The organism is Actinokineospora auranticolor (genome assembly GCF_002934265.1).
Classification (GTDB): Bacteria; Actinomycetota; Actinomycetes; order Mycobacteriales; family Pseudonocardiaceae; genus Actinokineospora; species Actinokineospora auranticolor.
On sequence record NZ_PTIX01000004.1, the window covers coordinates 272,494 to 291,951 of the forward strand.

17 protein-coding genes are annotated in these 19,458 nt (G+C 72.4%); 13 read left to right on the forward strand and 4 right to left on the reverse strand.

The window, feature by feature from the left end:
- Positions 1-34 precede the first annotated feature (34 nt).
- Positions 35-268, forward strand: a complete 234-nt coding sequence (locus CLV40_RS09730) for a hypothetical protein (RefSeq protein ID WP_104478518.1) — start codon at positions 35-37, stop codon at positions 266-268.
- Between the two features lie 531 nt (positions 269-799).
- Here CLV40_RS09730 and CLV40_RS09735 read toward each other — a convergent pair.
- Positions 800-2,050 carry a Bcr/CflA family multidrug efflux MFS transporter gene (locus CLV40_RS09735; protein ID WP_104478519.1) on the reverse strand — a complete coding sequence of 417 codons (1,251 nt, stop codon included), beginning with the start codon at positions 2,048-2,050 and terminating at the stop codon, positions 800-802.
- A 236-nt stretch (positions 2,051-2,286) separates the two neighbouring features.
- On the opposite strand from CLV40_RS09735, the gene CLV40_RS09740 reads away from it, so the two are divergent.
- Both CLV40_RS09740 and CLV40_RS09745 read left to right on the forward strand, forming a co-directional pair.
- Positions 2,287-3,957, forward strand: a complete 1,671-nt coding sequence (locus CLV40_RS09740) for a tetratricopeptide repeat protein (RefSeq protein WP_104478520.1) — start codon at positions 2,287-2,289, stop codon at positions 3,955-3,957.
- Positions 3,954-5,111: an alpha-hydroxy-acid oxidizing protein gene (locus tag CLV40_RS09745; RefSeq protein ID WP_104478521.1), complete on the forward strand. Its 1,158-nt coding sequence runs from the start codon at positions 3,954-3,956 to the stop codon at positions 5,109-5,111. The genes CLV40_RS09740 and CLV40_RS09745 overlap by 4 nt, the downstream gene beginning before the upstream one ends.
- Before the next feature lie 2 nt (positions 5,112-5,113).
- Here the strand turns inward: CLV40_RS09745 and CLV40_RS09750 are convergent, their stop codons facing one another.
- Positions 5,114-6,760, reverse strand: coding sequence for a bifunctional 3'-5' exonuclease/DNA polymerase (locus tag CLV40_RS09750; RefSeq protein ID WP_104478522.1), 1,647 nt, complete (start codon positions 6,758-6,760; stop codon positions 5,114-5,116).
- 170 nt (positions 6,761-6,930) lie between these two features.
- Between CLV40_RS09750 and CLV40_RS09755 the strand changes: the two genes are divergently transcribed.
- From CLV40_RS09755 to kamB, 10 genes are all read left to right on the forward strand, one after another.
- Entirely contained in the window at positions 6,931-8,490 is a 1,560-nt protein-coding gene (locus CLV40_RS09755; protein WP_219823948.1) for an acyl-CoA synthetase, read from the forward strand.
- Positions 8,491-8,613: 123 nt separating this feature from the next.
- On the forward strand, positions 8,614-9,804 hold the full coding sequence (locus CLV40_RS09760) for an acyl-CoA dehydrogenase family protein (protein ID WP_104478523.1): 1,191 nt from the start codon (positions 8,614-8,616) through the stop codon (positions 9,802-9,804).
- Positions 9,801-10,838, forward strand: a complete 1,038-nt coding sequence (locus CLV40_RS09765; RefSeq protein ID WP_245931190.1) for a phosphotransferase family protein — start codon at positions 9,801-9,803, stop codon at positions 10,836-10,838. Before CLV40_RS09760 ends, CLV40_RS09765 begins: the two co-directional genes overlap by 4 nt.
- A gap of 67 nt (positions 10,839-10,905) precedes the next feature.
- Positions 10,906-11,895 (forward strand): SMP-30/gluconolactonase/LRE family protein, encoded by a 990-nt coding sequence (locus CLV40_RS09770; RefSeq protein ID WP_342752257.1) that lies wholly within the window; start codon positions 10,906-10,908, stop codon positions 11,893-11,895.
- 125 nt (positions 11,896-12,020) lie between these two features.
- The gene (locus CLV40_RS09775; protein ID WP_104478524.1) at positions 12,021-12,803 is read left to right on the forward strand and encodes a S1 family peptidase; all 783 of its coding nucleotides are present in this window, start codon (positions 12,021-12,023) and stop codon (positions 12,801-12,803) included.
- Positions 12,804-13,011: 208 nt separating this feature from the next.
- Positions 13,012-13,947, forward strand: a complete 936-nt coding sequence (locus CLV40_RS09780; protein WP_374065521.1) for an acyl-CoA desaturase — start codon at positions 13,012-13,014, stop codon at positions 13,945-13,947.
- On the forward strand, positions 13,947-14,408 hold the full coding sequence (locus CLV40_RS09785; RefSeq protein WP_104478525.1) for a PPOX class F420-dependent oxidoreductase: 462 nt from the start codon (positions 13,947-13,949) through the stop codon (positions 14,406-14,408). Before CLV40_RS09780 ends, CLV40_RS09785 begins: the two co-directional genes overlap by 1 nt.
- 477 nt (positions 14,409-14,885) lie before the next feature.
- Complete coding sequence (locus tag CLV40_RS09790) at positions 14,886-15,257, forward strand: STAS domain-containing protein (protein ID WP_181043412.1); 372 nt, start codon at positions 14,886-14,888, stop codon at positions 15,255-15,257.
- A gap of 321 nt (positions 15,258-15,578) precedes the next feature.
- Positions 15,579-16,469, forward strand: a complete 891-nt coding sequence (locus CLV40_RS09795) for a hypothetical protein (protein ID WP_104478527.1) — start codon at positions 15,579-15,581, stop codon at positions 16,467-16,469.
- A 131-nt stretch (positions 16,470-16,600) separates the two neighbouring features.
- Positions 16,601-17,257 (forward strand): 16S rRNA (adenine(1408)-N(1))-methyltransferase KamB, encoded by a 657-nt coding sequence (gene kamB / locus CLV40_RS09800; RefSeq protein WP_104478528.1) that lies wholly within the window; start codon positions 16,601-16,603, stop codon positions 17,255-17,257.
- Here the strand turns inward: kamB and CLV40_RS09805 are convergent.
- On the reverse strand, positions 17,241-18,335 hold the full coding sequence (locus CLV40_RS09805) for a DUF371 domain-containing protein (RefSeq protein ID WP_104478529.1): 1,095 nt from the start codon (positions 18,333-18,335) through the stop codon (positions 17,241-17,243). The genes kamB and CLV40_RS09805 overlap by 17 nt on opposite strands.
- Before the next feature lie 42 nt (positions 18,336-18,377).
- The gene (locus CLV40_RS09810; protein WP_104478530.1) at positions 18,378-19,442 is read right to left on the reverse strand and encodes an acetate/propionate family kinase; all 1,065 of its coding nucleotides are present in this window, start codon (positions 19,440-19,442) and stop codon (positions 18,378-18,380) included.
- Positions 19,443-19,458 lie beyond the last annotated feature (16 nt).

Here is a 19,458-nt window from a genome sequence, read left to right on the forward strand (position 1 = left end):
TCCGCGTCATCACATTGACAGGCAAACTGACCCGATGGGGTCGAACTGCGAGAGGACGGGTGCGGTGAACAGCCACCGGGAGTGGTCAATCAACTGTCGCGACTTAGCGGGCCGCAAACGAGACGTCACCGTCTTCGTGCGACAGGGCCACGTGGTCCTCGTGGCGCCCCCGGGCGAGACCGCGATCCTCTCCCCGCTCGACGTCGGCCGCCTCCGCGCCGCCCTCCGCGACGCCGTGGTCGACGCCTCGGTCGAATCCGACCACTGACCGGCCCTCGCGCGCTCCGTGCCTGGCCCACCCCCGGGCCAGGCAACTCGCCCTCCGGGACCGAAGCCCTACGCCTACCCCTCCGAGGCCGATGCCGCCTCAGTCCAGGCATTCCGCCTCCCGGGACCATCGCGAGCGGTACGCCCCACGCGCGCACGTCACCAATCTCAGGCGGGGACACCTCAAGATCGCGGCGGTAGCCGCCCGCGAATCTGCGGCAAGACCACTGCCACCGCGCTCACCGAGCCCGCCTGCCCGCGAATGCCGCGCCGCAAAGGCAACCCGCAGCTTCCGTGCGCAAATCCGTTCCCTCGTCGCTCCAAGCCGCGACACCCCTGGGACCGTCGTCAAAGCCCTGTTTCGCCCCGAGCCGCCCCAGCACAGGCCCCACCCACCTCGGGGGCGTCCCCGATCCATTCTACCGCGCTGACCGGCGCAAACGGCCCCAGCCGATCATGCCTGTGGATAACTCGTCGCCCAGTCGGGCGAAGCGAGTGACACCGAGAAGGCTGATTCCGCAGACCCACCCGCCTACTTGGCACGTTCCGGCTCAACCGCCTCGACCGGCACCGCGGCCACCGGTTCCACCGCGATCGACGCCGCGGGCCGCAGCACCGCGAACAGCCCGATCCCCGCCACCGACAGCACCGCGATCACGATCGCCATCGGCAGCGCCGACTGACCCCCACCCAACCCGACCAGCGGCGCCGCCACCCCACCGATCACGAACTGCAGCACCCCCAGCAGCGCCGACGCCGCGCCCGCGTTCTCCCCGTGGTCGGCCAGCGCCAGCGCGGTGGAGTTCGGGCTCACCATGCCGATGCACGCGATGGCCACGAACAGCGCCGCCAGCAGCCACGGCAGGCCCAGCCCCAGCAGCACCGCCGCCAGCACCCCCACCCCGCCGACAGCCCCGACCACCAGCCCCGCGACGAGCAGCCCGCGCGGCGCGTACCGCCGCAGCAGCAGGGAGTTCAGCTGGGACATCAGCATGATCCCGAACGCGTTCCCCGCGAACACCAGGCTGTACTGCTGCGGGCTCAGCCCGTGCACGTCCTGCAGCACGAACGACGACCCGGCGATGTAGGCGAACATCGCCGCGCCGATGAAGCCCGTCGACCCCGCGTACGCCAGGAACCGGCGATCCGACGCGATCTTCACGTACGTGCGCACCGTCCGCCCCAGGTGCGCCGACCCCCGGTACGACGGGGGCAGCGTCTCCGGCATCCACAGCAGCACGACGCCCAGCAGCAGCGCCCCGAAGCCGGTGAGGACCCAGAAGATCCCCTCCCACGACGCCCACCGCAGCACCTGCCCGCCGATGATCGGCGCGAGCAGCGGCCCCAGCCCGTTGACCACCATCAGCGCCGAGAAGAACCGGGCCATCGCCGCCCCGCTGAACAGGTCGCGCACCGCCGCGCGGGCGATCACCACGCCGGTCGCCGCGCTCAAGCCCTGCGCCAGCCGCAGCGCCACCAGCGCGTAGACCGACGGGGCGACCACGCAGGCCAGCGAGCTGACCGCGTACAGGGCCAGCCCGATCAGCAGCGGTGTCCGCCTGCCGTACGAGTCCGACAGCGGACCGGCCACCGCCTGCCCCAGCGCCAGACCGATCATGAACGTGGTCAGCGTCAGCTGGATCTGCGCCGGGCCCGTGCCCAGCCGCTCGGCCATCTCCGGGAACGCGGGCAGGTACATGTCGATGGACAGCGGACCGAACGCCGACAGCCCACCCAGGATCAGGGCCAGCCGGAACTTGGTGGGTCGGGGCGGCTTATACACCCGACCAGTTTAAGAAGCGATGTGGTCATACGTCCGGAGATAGGACGAAGGCCACTGTGGACCGCGCCGACGGGGAGCGCCTATGCCGCCAGACGGGTGTCGTTCCCGGTGAACGGGTGAGACCGGTCACCTGGGCGGAGGACACTGGTGTTGCCTTTGGTGACCGGCCGCGCGGGTCGCCCGCCGAACCGCCCAGGGGCTTGACACACTGGAGGTCGAGACGGTCGGGAGGTGCCATGGTCGAGTCGATCGACACGGTCCTGGTGGAAGCCGCGCAGCTCACGGCCGTCGGGCGGGCCGTGGACGCCATCGCCCTGCTCCGCCCGGTGCTGGTTGTGCACCCCGACAACTCGGAGGCCTGGTGCAGGCTGGCCGCCGCGCTGCTGGACGCGGGCGACTACCAGCTCTGCCTGGACGCGGCCAAACGAGCGATCACCCTCGGTGAGCGCTCGTGGGCGCACCGGCTGGCCAGCCTGTCGCTGGCGGAGATGGGGCGCCACGAGGAGGCGGTCGTCTCCGCGCGCGAGGCCGCCCGGCGCGACCCGCGCGACTGGCGCTCGCTGGTCACGCTGTCGGAGGTGCTCGGACCGGTGTCGCCGGAGGAGTCGCTGGAGACGGCCCGCCGCGCCGCCGCCGTCGCCCCCGAGGTGCCGCGCGTGCACGAGGTGCTCGGCGTCGCGGCCGACCGGGCGCGCGACGGGGAGCTCGCCCGCCGCGCGTACACCGACGCGCTGCTGCTCGACCCGGGCAACGCCGAGGTCCGCGCGCGGCTGGACCGGCTGCCCAGGTCGATCGGCGCCCGCCGGACCCGCGCCTTCGCCCGCGGCCTGACCGACGGCACCGAGCCCGCCTGGCAGCCCGGCACCCGCGCGGTCGGCGCGGCCCGGCCGGAGGCCCAGCCCGCCGTCGAGGCCGAGGTGATCGCGCTGCCGAACCGAGCTGAGCACGTCGTGGCCGGTCAGGTCGAGGAGGCCCAGGACCCCGTCGACGCCCGGGTTGACGAGCCCGTCCCGGGCACGGTTCGGTTGTCCGACGGCGACGTGGCTGGAGGCGAGTGGGCAGTGGGGCGGTCCGAGGTCGAGCAGGACGTTGCGCCGGATCCCGCGGAACCGAAGGCGTGGACGGTCGAGGCCGAGTGGCGGCAGCGGATGTCGTCGGTGTGGCCGGTGCCCGCCGAGCCGGAGCCGCGCGACGAGGTCGAGCCGCTGATCCAGGTGGTCGCCGAGCCGGTGCCCGCCGAACCCCCGGCCGCCCGGCCCCCGGTCCGCGAGCCGCGGGTGCCCAGGGCCGCGGTCGCCCGACCCCCGGTCCGCGAGCGCGCGGCGCCGCGGCCCCCGGTCGCCGAGCCGGTGGTCGACGACCTGGCCGAGCCCGTGGTCACCGGAGCCCCGGAGGGCGGGCCCGCGGAGCCGGCGCGACGGGTGCGGCGGCCGGTGCGCAAGATCGTCCGGCAGCCCGCGCCCGAAGCGGTGGCGGTGGACGTCGCGCAACCGAAGGTGGTCTTCGGCAAACCGCAGCAGATCTCCCTGTGGCTGATCCTGCGCCGCAGCGCGGGCTGGCAGACCATCGGCGGTTTCCTGCTGGTCCTCGCGGGCAGGCCGCAGCCGAGCCCGCTCCTGGCGTGGTTCGCGCTGGCGTTGCTGGGCACGGTTTCCGTGCTCGCCGCGCTCGGCTACCGCGCCATCCCCGCCCGCAACCGCCTGGCACCGGAGGAGTTGCTCCGCCGCATGCCCCTGCTGACCGTCGGCGCGATCCTGCTGACCCTCGGCACGGTCATGCTGGCGCTGTGGACGGTGGCCCTGGCACTCGGCGCGGGTGGTGTCGGCGTGCTGGTGGCGGCCGTGGTCCTGTCCCTCGCGGCGTCCCTGGTGGGCTGGCTCGGGCTGCGCAGGGCCGCGATCCGATGACCCACGCGCACTACCAGAACGAGATCTACCTGCGTGGACTGGCGGACGAGGTCCCGCCGTTCACCACGGACACGACCCGCTTGGAGCAGGCAGCCGAGGCCGCGATGGCCCCGGCACCCTTCGGGTACGTGGCGGGCGGCGCGGGCTCCGGCGACACGATGCGCGCCAACCGGGAAGCCTTCGCCCACTGGCGGATCGTGCCGCGCGTGCTCACCGGCGCGACCACCCGGGACCTGAGCACGACGATCCTGGGCACGCCGATGCCCGCGCCGGTCCTGCTGGCCCCCGTGGGTGTGCAGTCGATCGTCCACCCGGACGGCGAACTGGCGACCGCCCGCGCCGCCGCGGCCCTCGACGTCCCGATCGTGCTGTCGACGGCTTCCTCGTACCCACTGGAAGACGTCGCGGCGGTCGCTGGCCCGCGCTGGTTCCAGCTGTACTGGCCCAACGAACCGGAAGTCTGCGCGAGCCTGCTGCACCGGGCCAAGGCCGCGGGCTACACGGCCCTGGTCGTCACCCTCGACACGTGGACCCTGGCCTGGCGCCCCCGCGACCTCGACACCGCGTACCTCCCGTTCCTCCGGGCAACCGGCGTGGCGAACGCCTTCACCGACCCGGCTTTCCGCGCGGGCCTGGCGAAATCCCCGGAAGACGACCCGGGAATGGCCATCCTCCGCTGGGTCTCGCTCTTCACCGGCACGGACAAGTGCTGGGACAGCCTGCCCTTCCTGCGGGAACACTGGGACGGCCCGATCCTGCTGAAAGGCATCCAACACGCCGACGACGCCCGGAAAGCCGCCGACGCCGAGATGGACGGCATCGTCGTCTCAAACCACGGCGGCCGTCAGGTGGACGGCGCCGTAGCTTCCCTCGACGCGCTGCCCGAAATCGTCGCGGCCGTGGGGGACCGGCTGGAGGTCCTCTTCGACTCGGGGGTCCGCAACGGCTCGGACGTGCTCAAAGCCCTTGCCCTGGGCGCGAAAGCGGTCCTGCTGGGCCGTCCTTACGTGTACGGCTTGGGGCTCGGCGGCGAGGAGGGCGTCCGGCACGTCATCCGGAGCGTCCTGGCGGACCTCGACCTGACCCTGGGCCTGTCCGGCAACACCACGATCAAGGACCTGACCCCCGACACGCTCCACCGAGCCCACCGCTGACGTCATTTCGCGTCGGCGTAGCAGTCGACGGCGTGGGCTTGGAGCGGGAACCGGACCGACGTGCCGGGGAAGACCAGGCCGCTGGCCTCGGTCGCGGCCTCGGTGATCTCCTCCTCCACCGCGCCCGCCTCCTCCTGCGGGCAGTGCACCATCACCTCGTCGTGCTGGAAGAACACGATCTGCGCGGCCAAGCCGTGCAGCCGCCGCCGCAGCACCGCGAGCGTCGTCAGCGCCCAGTCCGCCGCGCTGGCCTGCACCACGAAGTTCCGGGTGAACCGGCCCCAGTCCCGCGCCGCCTGCCGACCCGCGCGGTCCGCCACCTCGTCGCCGGTGGCGGCCGTCCGCTCGCGCCAGGCGTCGCTCGGGGGCGGGCTCGTGCGGCCCAGCCGGGAGCGCACCACGCGGCCGTCCTCGCCCGCGCGGGCGGCCTGCTCGACGTAGTCGACCGCGACGGGAAAACGCTTGCGCAGCACCGCGAGCAGGGGACCGGCCTCGCCGCTCGTGCCGCCGTACATCGCCGACAGCATCGCGATCTTCGCACGGTCCCGGTCGCCGTCGAAGGCATCCGCGGCGAGGCTCGAGTACAGGTCGTCCGTCGCCGACACCTCGGCGAACCGCGCGTCGCCGGACAACGCGCCCAGCACGCGTGGCTCCAGTTGGGACGCGTCCGCCACCACGAGCGACCACCCCGGGTCGGCGCGGACGGCGGCCCGCAGCGTCCGGGGCAACTGCAACGCCGCCCCGCCCCGGGTCGCCCACCGGCCCGAGACCACGCCGCCGACGACGTACTCCGGTCGGAACCGGCCCGCCGCGACCCACGAGTCCAGCCACGTCCACCCGTGCGCCACCCACAGCCGCGCGAGTTCCTTGTACTCCAGCAGCGGTTCCACGGCCGGGTGGTCGATCTCCTTGAGCACCCACGCCCGCGCCGACGACACCTCGATCCCCTCGCGGGCGAACGCGCGCACGATGCTCGGCGGGTGGTCGGGGTTGATCGCCCGACCGCCGAAGGCCGCGCTGATCCGCTCCAGCAGCGCGGCCAGCTTCGCGGGCCGGGCGCCGGGTGACGGCCGTGGACCCAGCACGTCCGCCAGCAGCCCCAGGTGGGTGTCCGCCCGCCACGGCAATCCGTGGTGCGTCATCTCCGCGGCGGCCAGCCCGCCCGCCGACTCGGCGGCCACCAGCAGCCGCAGCCGGTCCGGGTGGGCCGTCGACGCGAGCCGCCGCTCCTGGTCCTCCAGCACGGCCGCGGCGGCCACCACCGGGTCGGCGCCGACCGGTGTCGTGCCCCGGTCCGCCTCGAACAGCGCCGGTTGCTCCCCGCGCGCCAGCGGCGGCGGGTCTTCCGGCTCGGGCAGGCCGCGCAGCCGGGCCCACGCCGCCGCCAGGTTCCGGGGTCGCCCCGGCCGCTCCTCGAACGCGAGCAGGATCCCCTCCGCGAGGGACAGGTCGTGGCACCGGTCGAGGCGCACGCCCGCGCGCAGCAGCGCCGGGTACGCGTCCGCGAGGGACGGCAGCACCCAGCGCGGCGCGTCGGCGCGTTCCCGTTCGGCCACCCACGCGGCGAGGTCGGGGACGTCCGCCGGTGGCCCGTCCGGCACCTGGACGCGCCCGGCGCCCTCCGCCCCCGGTACCACCACGACCCGCACACCGGCATTCTGCGCCCGAACACCGACAACCCGCGGTGGTTGACGCGTCCGAGCCGGTCAGGCAGGGTGTTACTTGCGGTAACCCCTTGGAGGTGACGGTGGTCCACTACCTCAACCGGGTGCTCGACCTGGTGACGAAGGTGCCCACGGCGGTACGCAGCGTGCACGTCATGCACCGCGCCGGCCTGGTCCCGCTGACCCGGCCCGACCACGTGCTGCGGTCCGCGCTGGCCGTCCGGCGGCTGGGCCCGATCGCGGGCGCCGCCCGGGTGGCGGCCTGTCGGGACAGCCGGGCCGTCGGGCTGGTCGACGAGCGCGGGCCGCTCACCTTCGCCGAGCTCGACCGCCGGTCCAACGCGCTGGCCAGGGCGTTCACCGAGCGCGGGGTGACCGACCGGTCGGTGGTCGCGCTGCTCGCCCGTGACCACCGGGGTGCCGTCGAGACCATGCTGGCCGCCGCCAAGCTGGGTGCCCGGCTGCTGCTCGTGAACACCGGCTTCGCCCGTCCGCAGCTGCGGGACGTGGCCGCCCGCGAGGCCGTGACGGTCTTCGTGCACGACGAGGAGTTCACCCCGCTGGTCGACGCGCTCCCGGGTGACTTACCGACGTTCCTCGCCTGGGTCGACAGCGCCACCGACGCCACCACCCTCGACGACCTCATCGCCGCCACCGACGACGCCCCGGTGCCGCTGCCCCGCGAACCCGGCGGCATGGTCCTGCTGACCAGCGGCACCACCGGGACCCCGAAGGGTGCCCCGCGCCAGGTGCGGTCGCCGCTGGCCGCCGCCCAGTTCCTCGACCGGATCCCGCTGCGCACCGGCGAGGCCACGCTGCTCGCCGCGCCGCTGTTCCACGCCACCGGTTTCTCGCAGTTCATCATCTCCTTCGCGCTCGGCTCGACCGTCGTCCTGCGCCGCCGGTTCGACCCGGAGGCCACGCTGCGCGCGATCCAGGAGCACCGCGTCACCACGCTCGTCCTGGTGCCGACCATGCTCCAACGGATCCTCGACCTCGGACCGGACACGATCGGCCACTACGACACCTCGACGCTGCGCATCGTGTTCACCGCGGGCTCAGCCCTCTCACCCGAACTCGGCAACCGCGCGAGCCGCGTGTTCGGCGACGTCATCCACAACCTGTACGGGTCGACCGAGGTCTCCGTCGCCGCCGTCGCCACCCCCGCCGACTGGCGCGCGGCCCCCGGCACCGTCGGCAAACCCCCGGTCGGCTGCCAGGTCGCCCTCTTCGATGACAGCGGCACCCGCGTCACCGACCACGGCGTCACGGCTCGCGTCTTCGCGGGCAGCGGCCTCGCCTTCGGCGGCTACACCGACGGCAGGCACAAGGAGATCATCGACGGCCTGCTGTCGACCGGCGACCTCGGCCACTTCGACGCCGACGGCAGGCTGTTCATCGACGGCCGCGACGACGACATGATCGTCTCCGGCGGCGAGAACGTCTTCCCCGGCGAGATCGAGGACCTGCTCGTGGCCTACCCGGGCGTGGCGGAAGCGGCGGTCCTCGGCGTCGCCGACCCGGAGTTCGGCCAACGCCTCAAGGCCTACGTCGTGCGCAGCCCCGGCGCCGAGGTCGCCGCCGAAGACCTGCGCGGCCACGTGAAGGCGAACCTGGCCCGCTTCAAGGTCCCCCGCGACGTGGTCTTCCTCGACGAACTCCCACGCAACGCCACCGGCAAACTCCTGCGCACCCACCTCGCCGACCTGGGCTGACCCACCCACGGGCGCCCAAGCCGGGCCGCCGACCGCACGCGTTCCCGTCGCGGGCGAAAATCCACAGTAGACACTCGCTGGCGCGGTAGGTTGTCCGGCAGGCACCCCGCAGGAGGGACACCCGTGGACTTCGCGCACTCGGCCGCCGCGGCCGATCACCTCGAACGGATCAGGGCGTTCATCCACGACGAGGTCGCGCCCGTGGAGCCGGACTGCCTGCGCGCGCTCGCCGCCGACCCCTGGACGGTGCCCCCGGTCATCGAAGAACTCAAGCGCCGGGCGCGGGAGCGGGGGCTGTGGAACCTCTTCCTCCCCGCCGAATCCGGGCTCGGCACCCTGGAGTACGCGCCGCTCGCGGAGGAGATGGGGCGGTCGGTGCTCGCGCCGGAGGTGTTCAACTGCAACGCCCCCGACACCGGCAACATGGAGCTGCTGCACCTCTACGGCAGTCCCGAGCAGCGCGACCGGTGGCTGCGACCACTGCTCGCGGGCGAGGTCCGCTCCGCCTTCTGCATGACCGAACCCGACGTCGCCTCCTCCGACGCCACGACCATGGCCGCCACCGCGGTGGTCGACGGCGACGAGGTCGTGCTCGACGGCACCAAGTGGCTGGCCACCGGCACCGGCCACGCCAACTGCGCGTTCGTCGTGTTCATGGGCCTGAGCCGCCCCGCGGCGGACCGCCGTGCGCAGCACTCGATGGTTCTGGTCCCGATGGACACCCCGGGCGTGCGGGTGGAGCGGCTGCTGCCCGTGTTCGGCCGCTACGACCCGCCCTACGGTCACGGCGAGATCACCTTCACCGACGTCCGGCTGCCCCTCGACGCGGTGATCGGCGGTGTCGGCCGGGGCTTCGAGATCGCCCAGGGCCGACTCGGGCCGGGCCGGGTGCACCACTGCATGCGGCTGATCGGCCTCGCGGAACTGGCGCTCGAACTGGCCTGCCGCCGCGCGACGCGGCGCACCGCCTTCGGCAGGCCGCTGGTCGACCTGGGCGGCAACCGCGAACGCATCGCCGACGCCCGCATCGCCATCGACCAGGCCCGGTTGCTGGTCCTCAACGCGGCGTGGAAGCTCGACGCGCACGGTGTCGAGGGAGCGCGCTCGGCGGTGTCGCAGATCAAGGTCGCGGTGCCGTCGATGGCGCTCGGCGTGATCGATATGGCCATCCAGTTGCACGGCGGCGCGGGCATGACCGATGACTTCCCGCTCGCCGCCGCCTACGCGAGCGCCCGCGCGCTGCGCCTCGCCGACGGCCCGGACGAGGTGCACCGCGCCGTCGTCGCCCGCGCCGAACTCGCGAAGTACCGGTGACCGCGGGCGAGGTCCGCGCGGAGGACCGCTTCGACGTCGTCGCCGTCCACGCGTGGTTGAAGTCCACTATGGACATAGGCGACGAACGTCCGCGAGTCCGCCAGTTCCCCGGTGGCGCCTCGAACCTGACCTACCTGCTCACCTACCCCGACCGCGAACTCGTCCTGCGCCGACCACCAGCCAGCCGAAAAGCGGTGTCCGCGCACGACATGCGCCGCGAATACCTGGTGCAGCAACGCCTGAAACCGGTGTACCCGCTGGTCCCCGAGGTCTACGGCCTGTGCCGCGACCCGGCCGTGATCGGCGCGGACTTCTATGTGATGCAACGCATCCAGGGCACGATCCTGCGCCGAGACCTGCCCGCGGGCATGACCCTGTCCGAGCGGCAAGCGCACGAACTGTCGACCGCGTTGGTGGACCGCCTGGTCGACCTGCACGGCGTCGACCCCGAAGCCGCCGGGTTGGCGGACCTCGGACGCGGTGCCGGATACGTCGGCCGCCAAGTGCGGGGGTGGACGGCGCGGTACTCCGCCGCGCGCACGGGCAACGCGCCGGACTTCGCCGCCGTCACGACGTGGCTGGCAGCCAACCGGCCCGAGGACGTCGCCACCGTCGTGATCCACAACGACTGGCGCCTGGACAACGTCGTGCTCGACGCCGAGCTGGCGGTGGTCGGTGTGCTGGACTGGGAAATGGCCACCCTCGGCGACCCGCTGATGGACCTGGCGGGCGCGCTCGCCTACTGGCCCCAGGCCGATGACGACGCCGTGTTCCGCGAGCTGCGCAGGCAGCCGACCCACCTCCCCGGCATGCTCACCCGCGCGGAGGTCATCGCGCGCTACCGCGAGCACACGGGCTTGGCTTGCGCGGATTGGGATTTCTACGAGGTTTTCGGACTTTTCCGCCTAGCCGCCATCGCCCAGCAGATCTACTACCGCTACCACCACGGGCAGACCGGCAACCCGGCCTTCGCCGACTTCCGGCGGCTGGTCGAGTACCTGGAATCCCGTTGCCACACGGTGATTGGCCGCTAAGCGAACAGGCCCAACCCCTCGTATCGTGGCCACCACAACGCCGTCCCCACCGCGAGGGGTGATCGCCGTGTCCCGTCCGAAGATCGATCCGGTGGCCTGGCGCCCCCCGCGGCCGGGTCGCGCGCCGAGCAAGCGGACGCTGCCCCGGCTGACCGTGCTGCCGGTCAACGGACGCGGCCCGGAAGACGTCCTGATCGACGACCACGGCCACCTCTACACCGGCGTCGACGACGGCCGGATCCTCCGGCTGACCGCCGACGGCCGCCGCCTCGACACGATCGCCGACACCGGCGGCAGGCCCCTCGGCCTCGAACACCACCCCGACGGCCGCCTCCTGGTCTGCGACGCCGCGCGCGGCCTGCTGCTGGTCGACCGGGGCACCGGCGACATCGAGCTGCTGATCCCGGCCGGTGCGGACCTGCGGGTCTGCAACAACGCGGCCGTGGCGGCCGACGGCACGGTCTACTTCACCAACTCCACCGAGCGCTTCGACCTGCCGCACTGGCGGGCGGACCTGTTCGAGCACCGGGCCACGGGCAGCCTGCGCCGGAGGTCGCCGGACGGCGAGGTCGAGGTGCTGCTCGACGGCCTGCACTTCGCCAACGGCGTGGCCCTCGCCCCGGACGAGTCGTACGTCGTGGTCGTCGACGGCTGGGAGTACGCGCTGCGCAGGGTCTGGCTGACCGGGGAGAAACAGGGGACGTCCGACGTGCTCGTCGACAACCTGCCCGGCTTCCCGGACAACATCTCGACCGGCACCGACGGCCTCATCTGGATAGCGCTGGCCAGCCCTCGCCGCCGACTGCTGGACCTCGTCCTGCGAACCCCACCCGCCGTCCGCAAACTTCTCTGGCGGGTCCCCGAGCGGTGGTACGCGAAGGAGGGAACCGAAGTCTGGGCCCGCGCCGTCGACGGCACCACCGGCCACCCCGTCCACGACTTCAGAGGCCCCACCACCGACGGCTTCCACATGGTCACCGGCGTCCGCGAACACCACGGCGAGATCTACCTCGGCAGCCTCGAAGCGACCTCGGTGGCCCACTTCAGCAAACCCTGAACCGACCCGTATGGGGACGATCTGTCACACGACCCGGTGAAGGGGTCCGTCCCGTCGAGCTCGCCAGAGCACGATGCACGAAGTGCCACCGCCTGATAGCACTCCGTGATCACGGGAGGATTTCGATGTCGAGATCGCGCCGGTTCCTGATCCCCCTGCTCGGTCTCGTCCTGGCCCTCGCCGGCATCCCCGCCACCGCCGACGTCCCCGCCCGAGTGGTCGGCGGCACCCGCGCCCCGCAGGGCGCCTACCCGTGGATGGCCCGGCTCTCCATGGGCTGCGGCGGTTCCCTCATCGCCCCCGAGGTCGTCCTGACCGCGGGCCACTGCGTCGACGGCACCGGACCCGACGCCACCATCCAGGCCACCTTCGGCGTGGTCGACCTGCAAAGTCCAAAAGCGACAGTGGTGAAGTCGGTCTACGTCTACCGCCCCGAGCAGTACACCACCGTCAGCCGCGGCTACGACTGGGCGCTCATCAAGCTCGCCACCCGCGTCAAGGCGCCGGTGTTGCCGCTCAAGCGGGCGACCGTCACGGCCGGGCCGTTCCGCGTCCTGGGGTGGGGGGCGGACAAGGAGGGCGGCGACCAGCAGCGCTACCTGCTGCACGCCGAGGTCCCGTACGTCGACGACGCGACCTGCGCACCCCTCTACACCCGCTACGGCTACCCCTTCCTGCCCTCCGGCATGCTCTGCGCGGGCATCGTCAACGTCGGCGGGGTGGACACCTGCCAGGGCGACTCCGGCGGCCCGATGGTCATCGGCGAGGCCGACGGCACGCCCAAGCAAGTGGGGATTGTCTCGTGGGGGGTCGGCTGCGCGCGGCCGCGGTTCCCCGGCATCTACACCGAGATCGCGACCTACGCCCCGGCCATCCAGGCCGCCGTCGCGCTGCTGACGGATAGGTGAAAGGCTAGTGACGCCGGTGTTCACCGACCGGCCGCCCGCAGCGGCCTGACCTGGTGTGACACATACCTCAGCGCTCCGCTGAGCTGCGGGCTTCCGGCATTTCGGGCAACCGCCCACCAAACGACTGCTTGGTGTCCGCCGCCCCGACTGGTTTGCTTACCGCCGGACACCGCCGATCACGGGGGTTGGCGAGGGTGGAGGCAGAGCAGTGACCGCGACCGTCGAGGAGAGCGGGGTGGGGCCGAAACCGATGTTCGGCTCGCCCCGCGCGCACTGGCCGCAGATCGGGACGTACATCTTCATCCTGGTGCCCTTCGCCGCGCTCATCGGCGCCGTGCCGTTCGCCTGGGGCTGGGGCCTCGGCTGGGTCGACGTCGGCCTCGCCGCCTTCTTCTACACCTTCACCTGCCTCGGGGTGACCGTCGGCTTCCACCGCTACTTCACCCACGGCGCGTTCAAGGCCAACCGCGCGGTGCGGGTCGGGCTGGCGATCGTGGGCAGCATGGCGCTGCAGGGGCCGATCCTGCACTGGGTCGCCGACCACCGCCGCCACCACGCGTTCGCCGACCGCGACGGCGACCCGCACTCGCCGTGGGCGTTCGGCACCTCGCCGGTCGCGCTGGCCAAGGGCTTCTGGCACGCGCACATGGGCTGGGTGTTCGACCGCAAGCTGACCAACGCCGAGCGGTTCGCCCCGGACATGCTCGCGGACACCGACATCCGCCGCGTCGACCGGCAGTTCGGCCTGTGGACCGCGGTGACGCTGCTGGCGCCCGCGCTGCTCGGCGGCCTGATCACCTGGTCGTGGTGGGGCGCGGTGACCGCGTTCTTCTGGGCCGGGCTGGTCCGGGTGTCGCTGCTGCACCACGTGACCTGGTCGGTGAACTCGATCTGCCACATCGTCGGCGACCGGCCGTTCAAGTCCCGGGACAAGGCGACCAACTTCTGGCCGCTGGCGATCCTGTCCATGGGCGAGGCCTGGCACAACCTGCACCACGCCGACCCGACCTCGGCCCGGCACGGCGTGCGGCGCGGCCAGCTCGACGTCTCGGCGCGGGTCATCTGGCTGTTCGAGCGGTTCGGCTGGGTCACCGAGGTGCGCTGGCCGACCCCGCAGCGGTTGGCCAAGTTGGCGGCCGACTGATGCCGCGCACGGCGTCCGCCCGGGTCCCCGAGCGCGACGAGCTGCTGGAGTTCCTGCGCGCCCGCACCCGCTGCGTCCTGGTGACCACGCGCGCGGACGGCAGCCCGCAGCTCTCGCCGGTCACCTACGGCGTGGACGCCGAGGGCCGCGTGGTGGTCTCCACGTACCCGGCGCGCGCGAAGGTCGCCAACCTGCGCAGGCGGCCCGCGGCGTCGGCGTGCGTGCTGTCCGACGACTGGAACGGCCCGTACGCCCAGATCGGCGGGGAGGCGGAGGTGCTGGACCTGCCGGACGCGCTGGAGCCGCTGGTCGAGTACTACCGGTCGATCTCCGGGGAGCACCCGGACTGGTCGGCGTACCGGGCGGCGATGTCGCGGCAGGGCAAGTGCCTGGTCCGCGTCACCATCACCCACTGGGGTCCGATCGCGACCGGTGGCTTCCCGCCCGGCCTGACGCCCTGACCCCGGTCACGAGAAGTGATCACTCCTCACGCAAACGGCTTCGGGTTACTCCTTCTTTCGGGTGAGTTCTGACTGCGTTGGGTAATAACCTGCTCCATTCGGCCGATCACTCCGGTATGTCGGTCGAGTTGAGGGACCTGGCCTGGGCGCGGATCGCCGACGAGCCGCAGGACGGTGGGTGGTCGTCGTGGTGGCGGTGGGGGCCCGCCACCGCGGACGGCGGTCGCGCGGGCCTGCGGCGTCCACTTTCGGGTGGCGCGCAACCGACTCGTTCGGGTGAGGAGCCTGCCCCGAGCGGCGAGTGACCGCCGGTGGGAAGATCGCGAACCCGCTGCCGCACGTATGCACAATTCACTGAATCAGACGCATTTTTCCTGTGGTCTTGCGCACGGGGTCGCGTCGGTGCGGTATCTGTGACGACAATCGTCAGTTATAGTCCGGCGATCTTGGTGGTGTCGTGCGCGAGGAGGTTTCGAGGTGGACTCGCGCGCCCCTCTCGCCGTGACGGTCAAGGGCACCCGCTCGGCCATCGTCGTCGCCGCGGTCGGCCGCATCGACATGCACACCGAGCACCTGTGGCGCGAGCAGATCGAGGACGCCTGCGCCGAGAACACCACCAAGCGCTACGTCGTCGTCGACCTGACCGGTGTCGCCTTCCTCAGCATCGGCGCGGCCTCGTTGATCCTCCGCGCGCACTACCACTGCCTGCACCGCGGCAGGCTGCTGCGCGTCGCCGCGCCCACCGGGCCCGCGCTGAGCACCCTCCAGGTCACCGGGGTGGGTGGTCTCGTCGCGGTCTACCGCGACCTCGAAGAAGCGCTGGAACCGGCCGGGCGCTTCCAGTGGTGATCTGACGGTGATCCGTCCGTGATTCGCGGACGGGCCATTCCGGCGCTTTCCCGATGGGGGGTATTTGGCGCGCCACGTCCCATATTGACTCGTTCGAGCGGGTCGACCGTCACCCGACCCGCCTGGTTGCCGCTCTGGGGCGGCGAGCGCGGCCACGTGCGGGGGCCGGGTCAGCCTTTGGGGCGTCATCCGGCCGACGGGCCGACTGCGGAGCGCGTTCGGGAGTCGCCACCCGGCGGGTGATCATCCGGTCGCCGCCGGGGCGAGCTGGTAGCCGTTGAGGCGCAGAGAACGCATCCCAGCCGGAGAGGAACCTCCTTCATGAACCGTCACCTCGTTCGCATCGTGACCGCCCTCGCGACGACGAGTGTGCTGGCGACCACCGGCGCGACCATCGCCTCGGCCGCGCCCGCGCGCGACGGGGTCACGGCGGCCCAAGTCGTCGAGCTGACCACGGCCTACCGCGCGCTCTACGACGCCGCCGGGGACGACGCCGCGCTGGCAGGCCGGGTGGGCGAGCTGCGCGACGTGCTCAACCACGTGCGCGGCTGCGGCGTGACCGACCTCGCCGACCCGGCGGACGCCAAGGCCGCCGAGGTGCAGAACATCCTGCCGCTGCCGGGCCCGATCAACCCCGACCTGGTCTGGGCGCTGCTCGACCTGGCCCAGTCGCTGGCCGAGGCGCTGATCAGCGTGCTGCCCCCGGGCACCCCCGGGATCCCGGCGCTGCCCCAGCTGCCACCGCTGGTCGGCGCCCTGCCCGACGTGACCGCGCCCGACCTCACCACGCCCACGACCCCGGACGTCACGGCTCCTGATGTCACTGTCACCGTCCCGGACCTGACGGCGCCGGAGGTGACCGCCCCGGACCTGAACCCGCCGGACGTCGCGATCCCGGAGCTGACGCCCCCCATTGTGACCGAACCCGACGCGACCGACACGGACGCGACGGACACCGTCACCGACGTCACCGGCACCGACGTGACCAACACCGACGCGACCGACACCGCCACTGACATGACGGGCACCGACATCAACGGCACCCACTTCACCGACGTCACCGGCACCGTCGCCGGCACGGACACCACTACGACCACGCACACCGGCACGGTGGACGCGCTGCTCCCGGATGAGTCCGACCTGAGCGGCATCCCCGGCCTGCCCGCGCTGCCCGGTGGCCCGGTCGACGTGACCGGCGGCCCCGCGCGGTAGCCCACGGACTGGCTGGCAAGACCCAGCCGAGAGGAAACGCCGCCGCCCCGCCAACGCGCCGCGACGGCCCACACCACCGAGCCCCGGTGGCCCACAAGGCCACCGGGGCTCGGCCAACTAAACTCCCGGGCATGCGTCGCATCACCGGCAAACAGGTCGTCGACGTCGGTCCCGCCGAGTTCGCCGACCTGCGCGCGCGGTACTCCGGCGCGGTGCTCGACATCGGCACCGGCGACGGCAAGCACCCCCTCGCCGTGGCCCGCGCGACCCCGGACACGCTGGTGATCGGCCTGGACGCGGCCAAGGACAACCTACGCAAGGTCGCGACGAAAGCCAGCGCCAGCCCCAAGAAGGGCGGCCTCGCCAACCTGCTCTACGTGTGGGCCGCGGCCGAGCGGTTGCCCGGGGAACTGCGCGACATCACCGAGGTCCACGTGCTGATGCCGTGGGGGAGCCTGCTGCGCGGCGTGCTCGGCGGTGACCCGGCGATGCTCAAGGGCATCGCGGCGGTGTGCGCGCCGGACAGCCGGTTCCTGGTCAGCCTCAACCTGCACGCCTGGCGTCCGCCGGTCCCGGAGGTGGGGGAGCACCCGGAGCCGACGCCGGAGTCCGCCGTGGCTGAGTTGGGGCCGGTGTACGCGGCGGCGGGGTGGCGGTTGGACGAATCCGCCTACCTCGACGACGACGCCATCGCCGCGCTGTCGACCTCGTGGACACGGCGGTTGAACTCCTCCCGCGACCAGTTGGAGGTCTTGGCGTTGACCGGTGTGATCAACCCTTCCGACTGAGGCCGAGCACGAAGTCGTAGGCGCGCTTGCGCGACCAGCCGGGCTGATCGGTCAGGGCGCGCACCAGCGTCGTCGCTGAGACCTCTTGCGCCAACAACGCCGTCAGCAGCGTAGTGGGGTCAAGGTCGACGTCATCCATTTCGGACTGGACGGGGTCCACCGCGCACAACACGTCACCGGTGAGTTCGGTGAACTCGTCCAGGGGTCCCCAGACCGGTCGTTCGTCGGTGACCAGCACCGAGGCGTGGTGGGCGCCGGTCTCGCGGGCGATCTCGGCGAGTCGGCGCGGCAGTTCGTCGCCGGGGCAGTCGAAGACCAGGCGCGCGTGCCGGTTCGTGGCCAGGCGCAGGACTTCCTTGCGCGACCGGCCCACGGCGAGGAGCGTTGGAGCGGCGATGGGGGTCGCGCCGGACACCGCGAGTTCCGTTGGCACACCGAGACATTCGACAGTGGGACGCGCGGTAAGCAGCTTTTGGACGGTGGGGGAGATGGTGTCCGTAGTGGACACGGCGAGGATCCGTCCTTCGGTGGCCGTCGACTGCGGTGTGGCGCCGTGGGCGGTGATCACGGCACGTGCGCCGGGGTCTTCCGCGAGGACGGTGTCCGCAGCGGCGCATTCCGCCGCCAAACGCTCGTCGTGGCCCTCACCGGCGCGGTAGCGGATGACACGGTGTTCGGGCTCCGGGTTGCGGGTGACCACTACGTCGATCACGGCGTCCGGGTCGCTCATCGCCAAGACCAGCGAACGCGGTAGGTCCGCCGACGACAGGTCCGCTTCGGTGCCGAGCGTGTTCGGCAGCCTCCGTGCACTACGACGAACTACGGCGCTACCGCCGGGACGCCACCCCGAGTTGGCCACCGCGTGCACGGTGGCGCTGTCTTCCCCCACGCTGACCGTGATCCGCAACCGCCCCGCCAACGCGGCCGGGGGAGTACCCACCACCACGCCGTCCACACCGACGACGCAGGTGGCCCGTCCGGTGATGGCGCTGTCCGCGGTGAACTCCAGGGTCTTGCCGTGGGTGGCACGGATGTCACGGTGACCCCGGCAGCGCAACCGCAGCAGTTCCGTCGACACTTCGGCCCCCTACCTCTTCGCGGCTGAGTGGACCGTATCCCGTCAGCGGCTGCCGGTGAGCAGCGCGGTCCGCGTGCCCCGCGCGATCTCCAGGTCCTCCCTGGCCGCCACCACCAGCGTCCGGATCTCGCACCCGTCGGCGGTGATGTCCTCGTCCCCGTTGTTGTTGCGCTCGTCCGACACCGCCACCCCGAGGAACGCCAGCCGCTCGGCCGTCCTGGACCGGATCAGCGCCGAGTTCTCCCCGACACCGCCGGTGAACGCCAGCGCGTCCAGCCCACCCGCGGACGCGGCCATCGCCGCGATCCCACCGGCGATCCGGTGCACGTAGACGTCCAGCGCCAGCACCGCGTCCGGGTCCCCGCCCTCGGCCGCCACCCGCACCTCCCGCAGGTCCGGGGTGCCTGCCAGCGCGGACAGCCCGGAGTGCTTCTCCAGTGCCTCCGCGATCTCGGCGGCGGGCATCCGCTCGGCCAACCACAGGACCAGACCCGGGTCGACCGTGCCCGAGCGGGTCGCCATCACCAGACCCTCCAGCGGCGTGAACCCCATCGTCGTGTCCACGCTCCGGCCGCCGACGACCGCCGCCAGCGACGCACCGGCACCCAGGTGGCAGGTGACCACCCGGGCGTCGGTGCGACCCAGCACGGTGCCGACGCGGGCCGAGCAGTACGCGTGCGACAGGCCGTGGAAGCCGTACCGGCGGATCGCGTACCGCTCGCGCCATTCCCGGGGGATCGCGTAGGTCGCGGCCTCAGGCGGGAGGGTCGTGTGGAAGGCGGTGTCGAAGCACGCCACGGCGGGCACGTCCGGCAGCAACCGACTCACCGCGTCCAGACCGGCCAACGACTTGGGCTGGTGCAGCGGCGCCAACTCCGTCAACTCACCTAAGGCATCCCGCACACGCGCGTCCACCACTACGGGCTCGGTGAACTCGGTGCCACCGTGCACCACCCGGTGACCCACGGCGTCCGGTGATGGCCACGCGGCCAAGACGTCGTCGAGGTCCTCCGGGGTGGTGTCGGCGGAGCGCAGCACCTCGTCGTCCGTGCCGAGCAGCCGCAGCTTGAGGCTCGACGACCCGGCGTTGACCACTAGGATCCTCATTGGGCCAGGACCCGCA

Bases quoted from the DNA above. Each gene is read 5' to 3' on its own strand.
- CLV40_RS09755 (WP_219823948.1), top strand. From the start codon at position 6,931: ATGCACCGCGCCGGCCTGGTCCCGCTGACCCGGCCCGACCACGTGCTG.
- CLV40_RS09745 (WP_104478521.1), top strand. From the start codon at position 3,954: ATGACCCACGCGCACTACCAGAACGAGATCTACCTGCGTGGACTGGCG.
- CLV40_RS09810 (WP_104478530.1), bottom strand. From the start codon at position 19,442: ATGAGGATCCTAGTGGTCAACGCCGGGTCGTCGAGCCTCAAGCTGCGG.
- CLV40_RS09730 (WP_104478518.1), top strand. From the start codon at position 35: ATGGGGTCGAACTGCGAGAGGACGGGTGCGGTGAACAGCCACCGGGAG.
- CLV40_RS09740 (WP_104478520.1), top strand. From the start codon at position 2,287: ATGGTCGAGTCGATCGACACGGTCCTGGTGGAAGCCGCGCAGCTCACG.
- CLV40_RS09785 (WP_104478525.1), top strand. From the start codon at position 13,947: ATGCCGCGCACGGCGTCCGCCCGGGTCCCCGAGCGCGACGAGCTGCTG.
- CLV40_RS09775 (WP_104478524.1), top strand. From the start codon at position 12,021: ATGTCGAGATCGCGCCGGTTCCTGATCCCCCTGCTCGGTCTCGTCCTG.
- CLV40_RS09795 (WP_104478527.1), top strand. From the start codon at position 15,579: ATGAACCGTCACCTCGTTCGCATCGTGACCGCCCTCGCGACGACGAGT.
- kamB (WP_104478528.1), top strand. From the start codon at position 16,601: ATGCGTCGCATCACCGGCAAACAGGTCGTCGACGTCGGTCCCGCCGAG.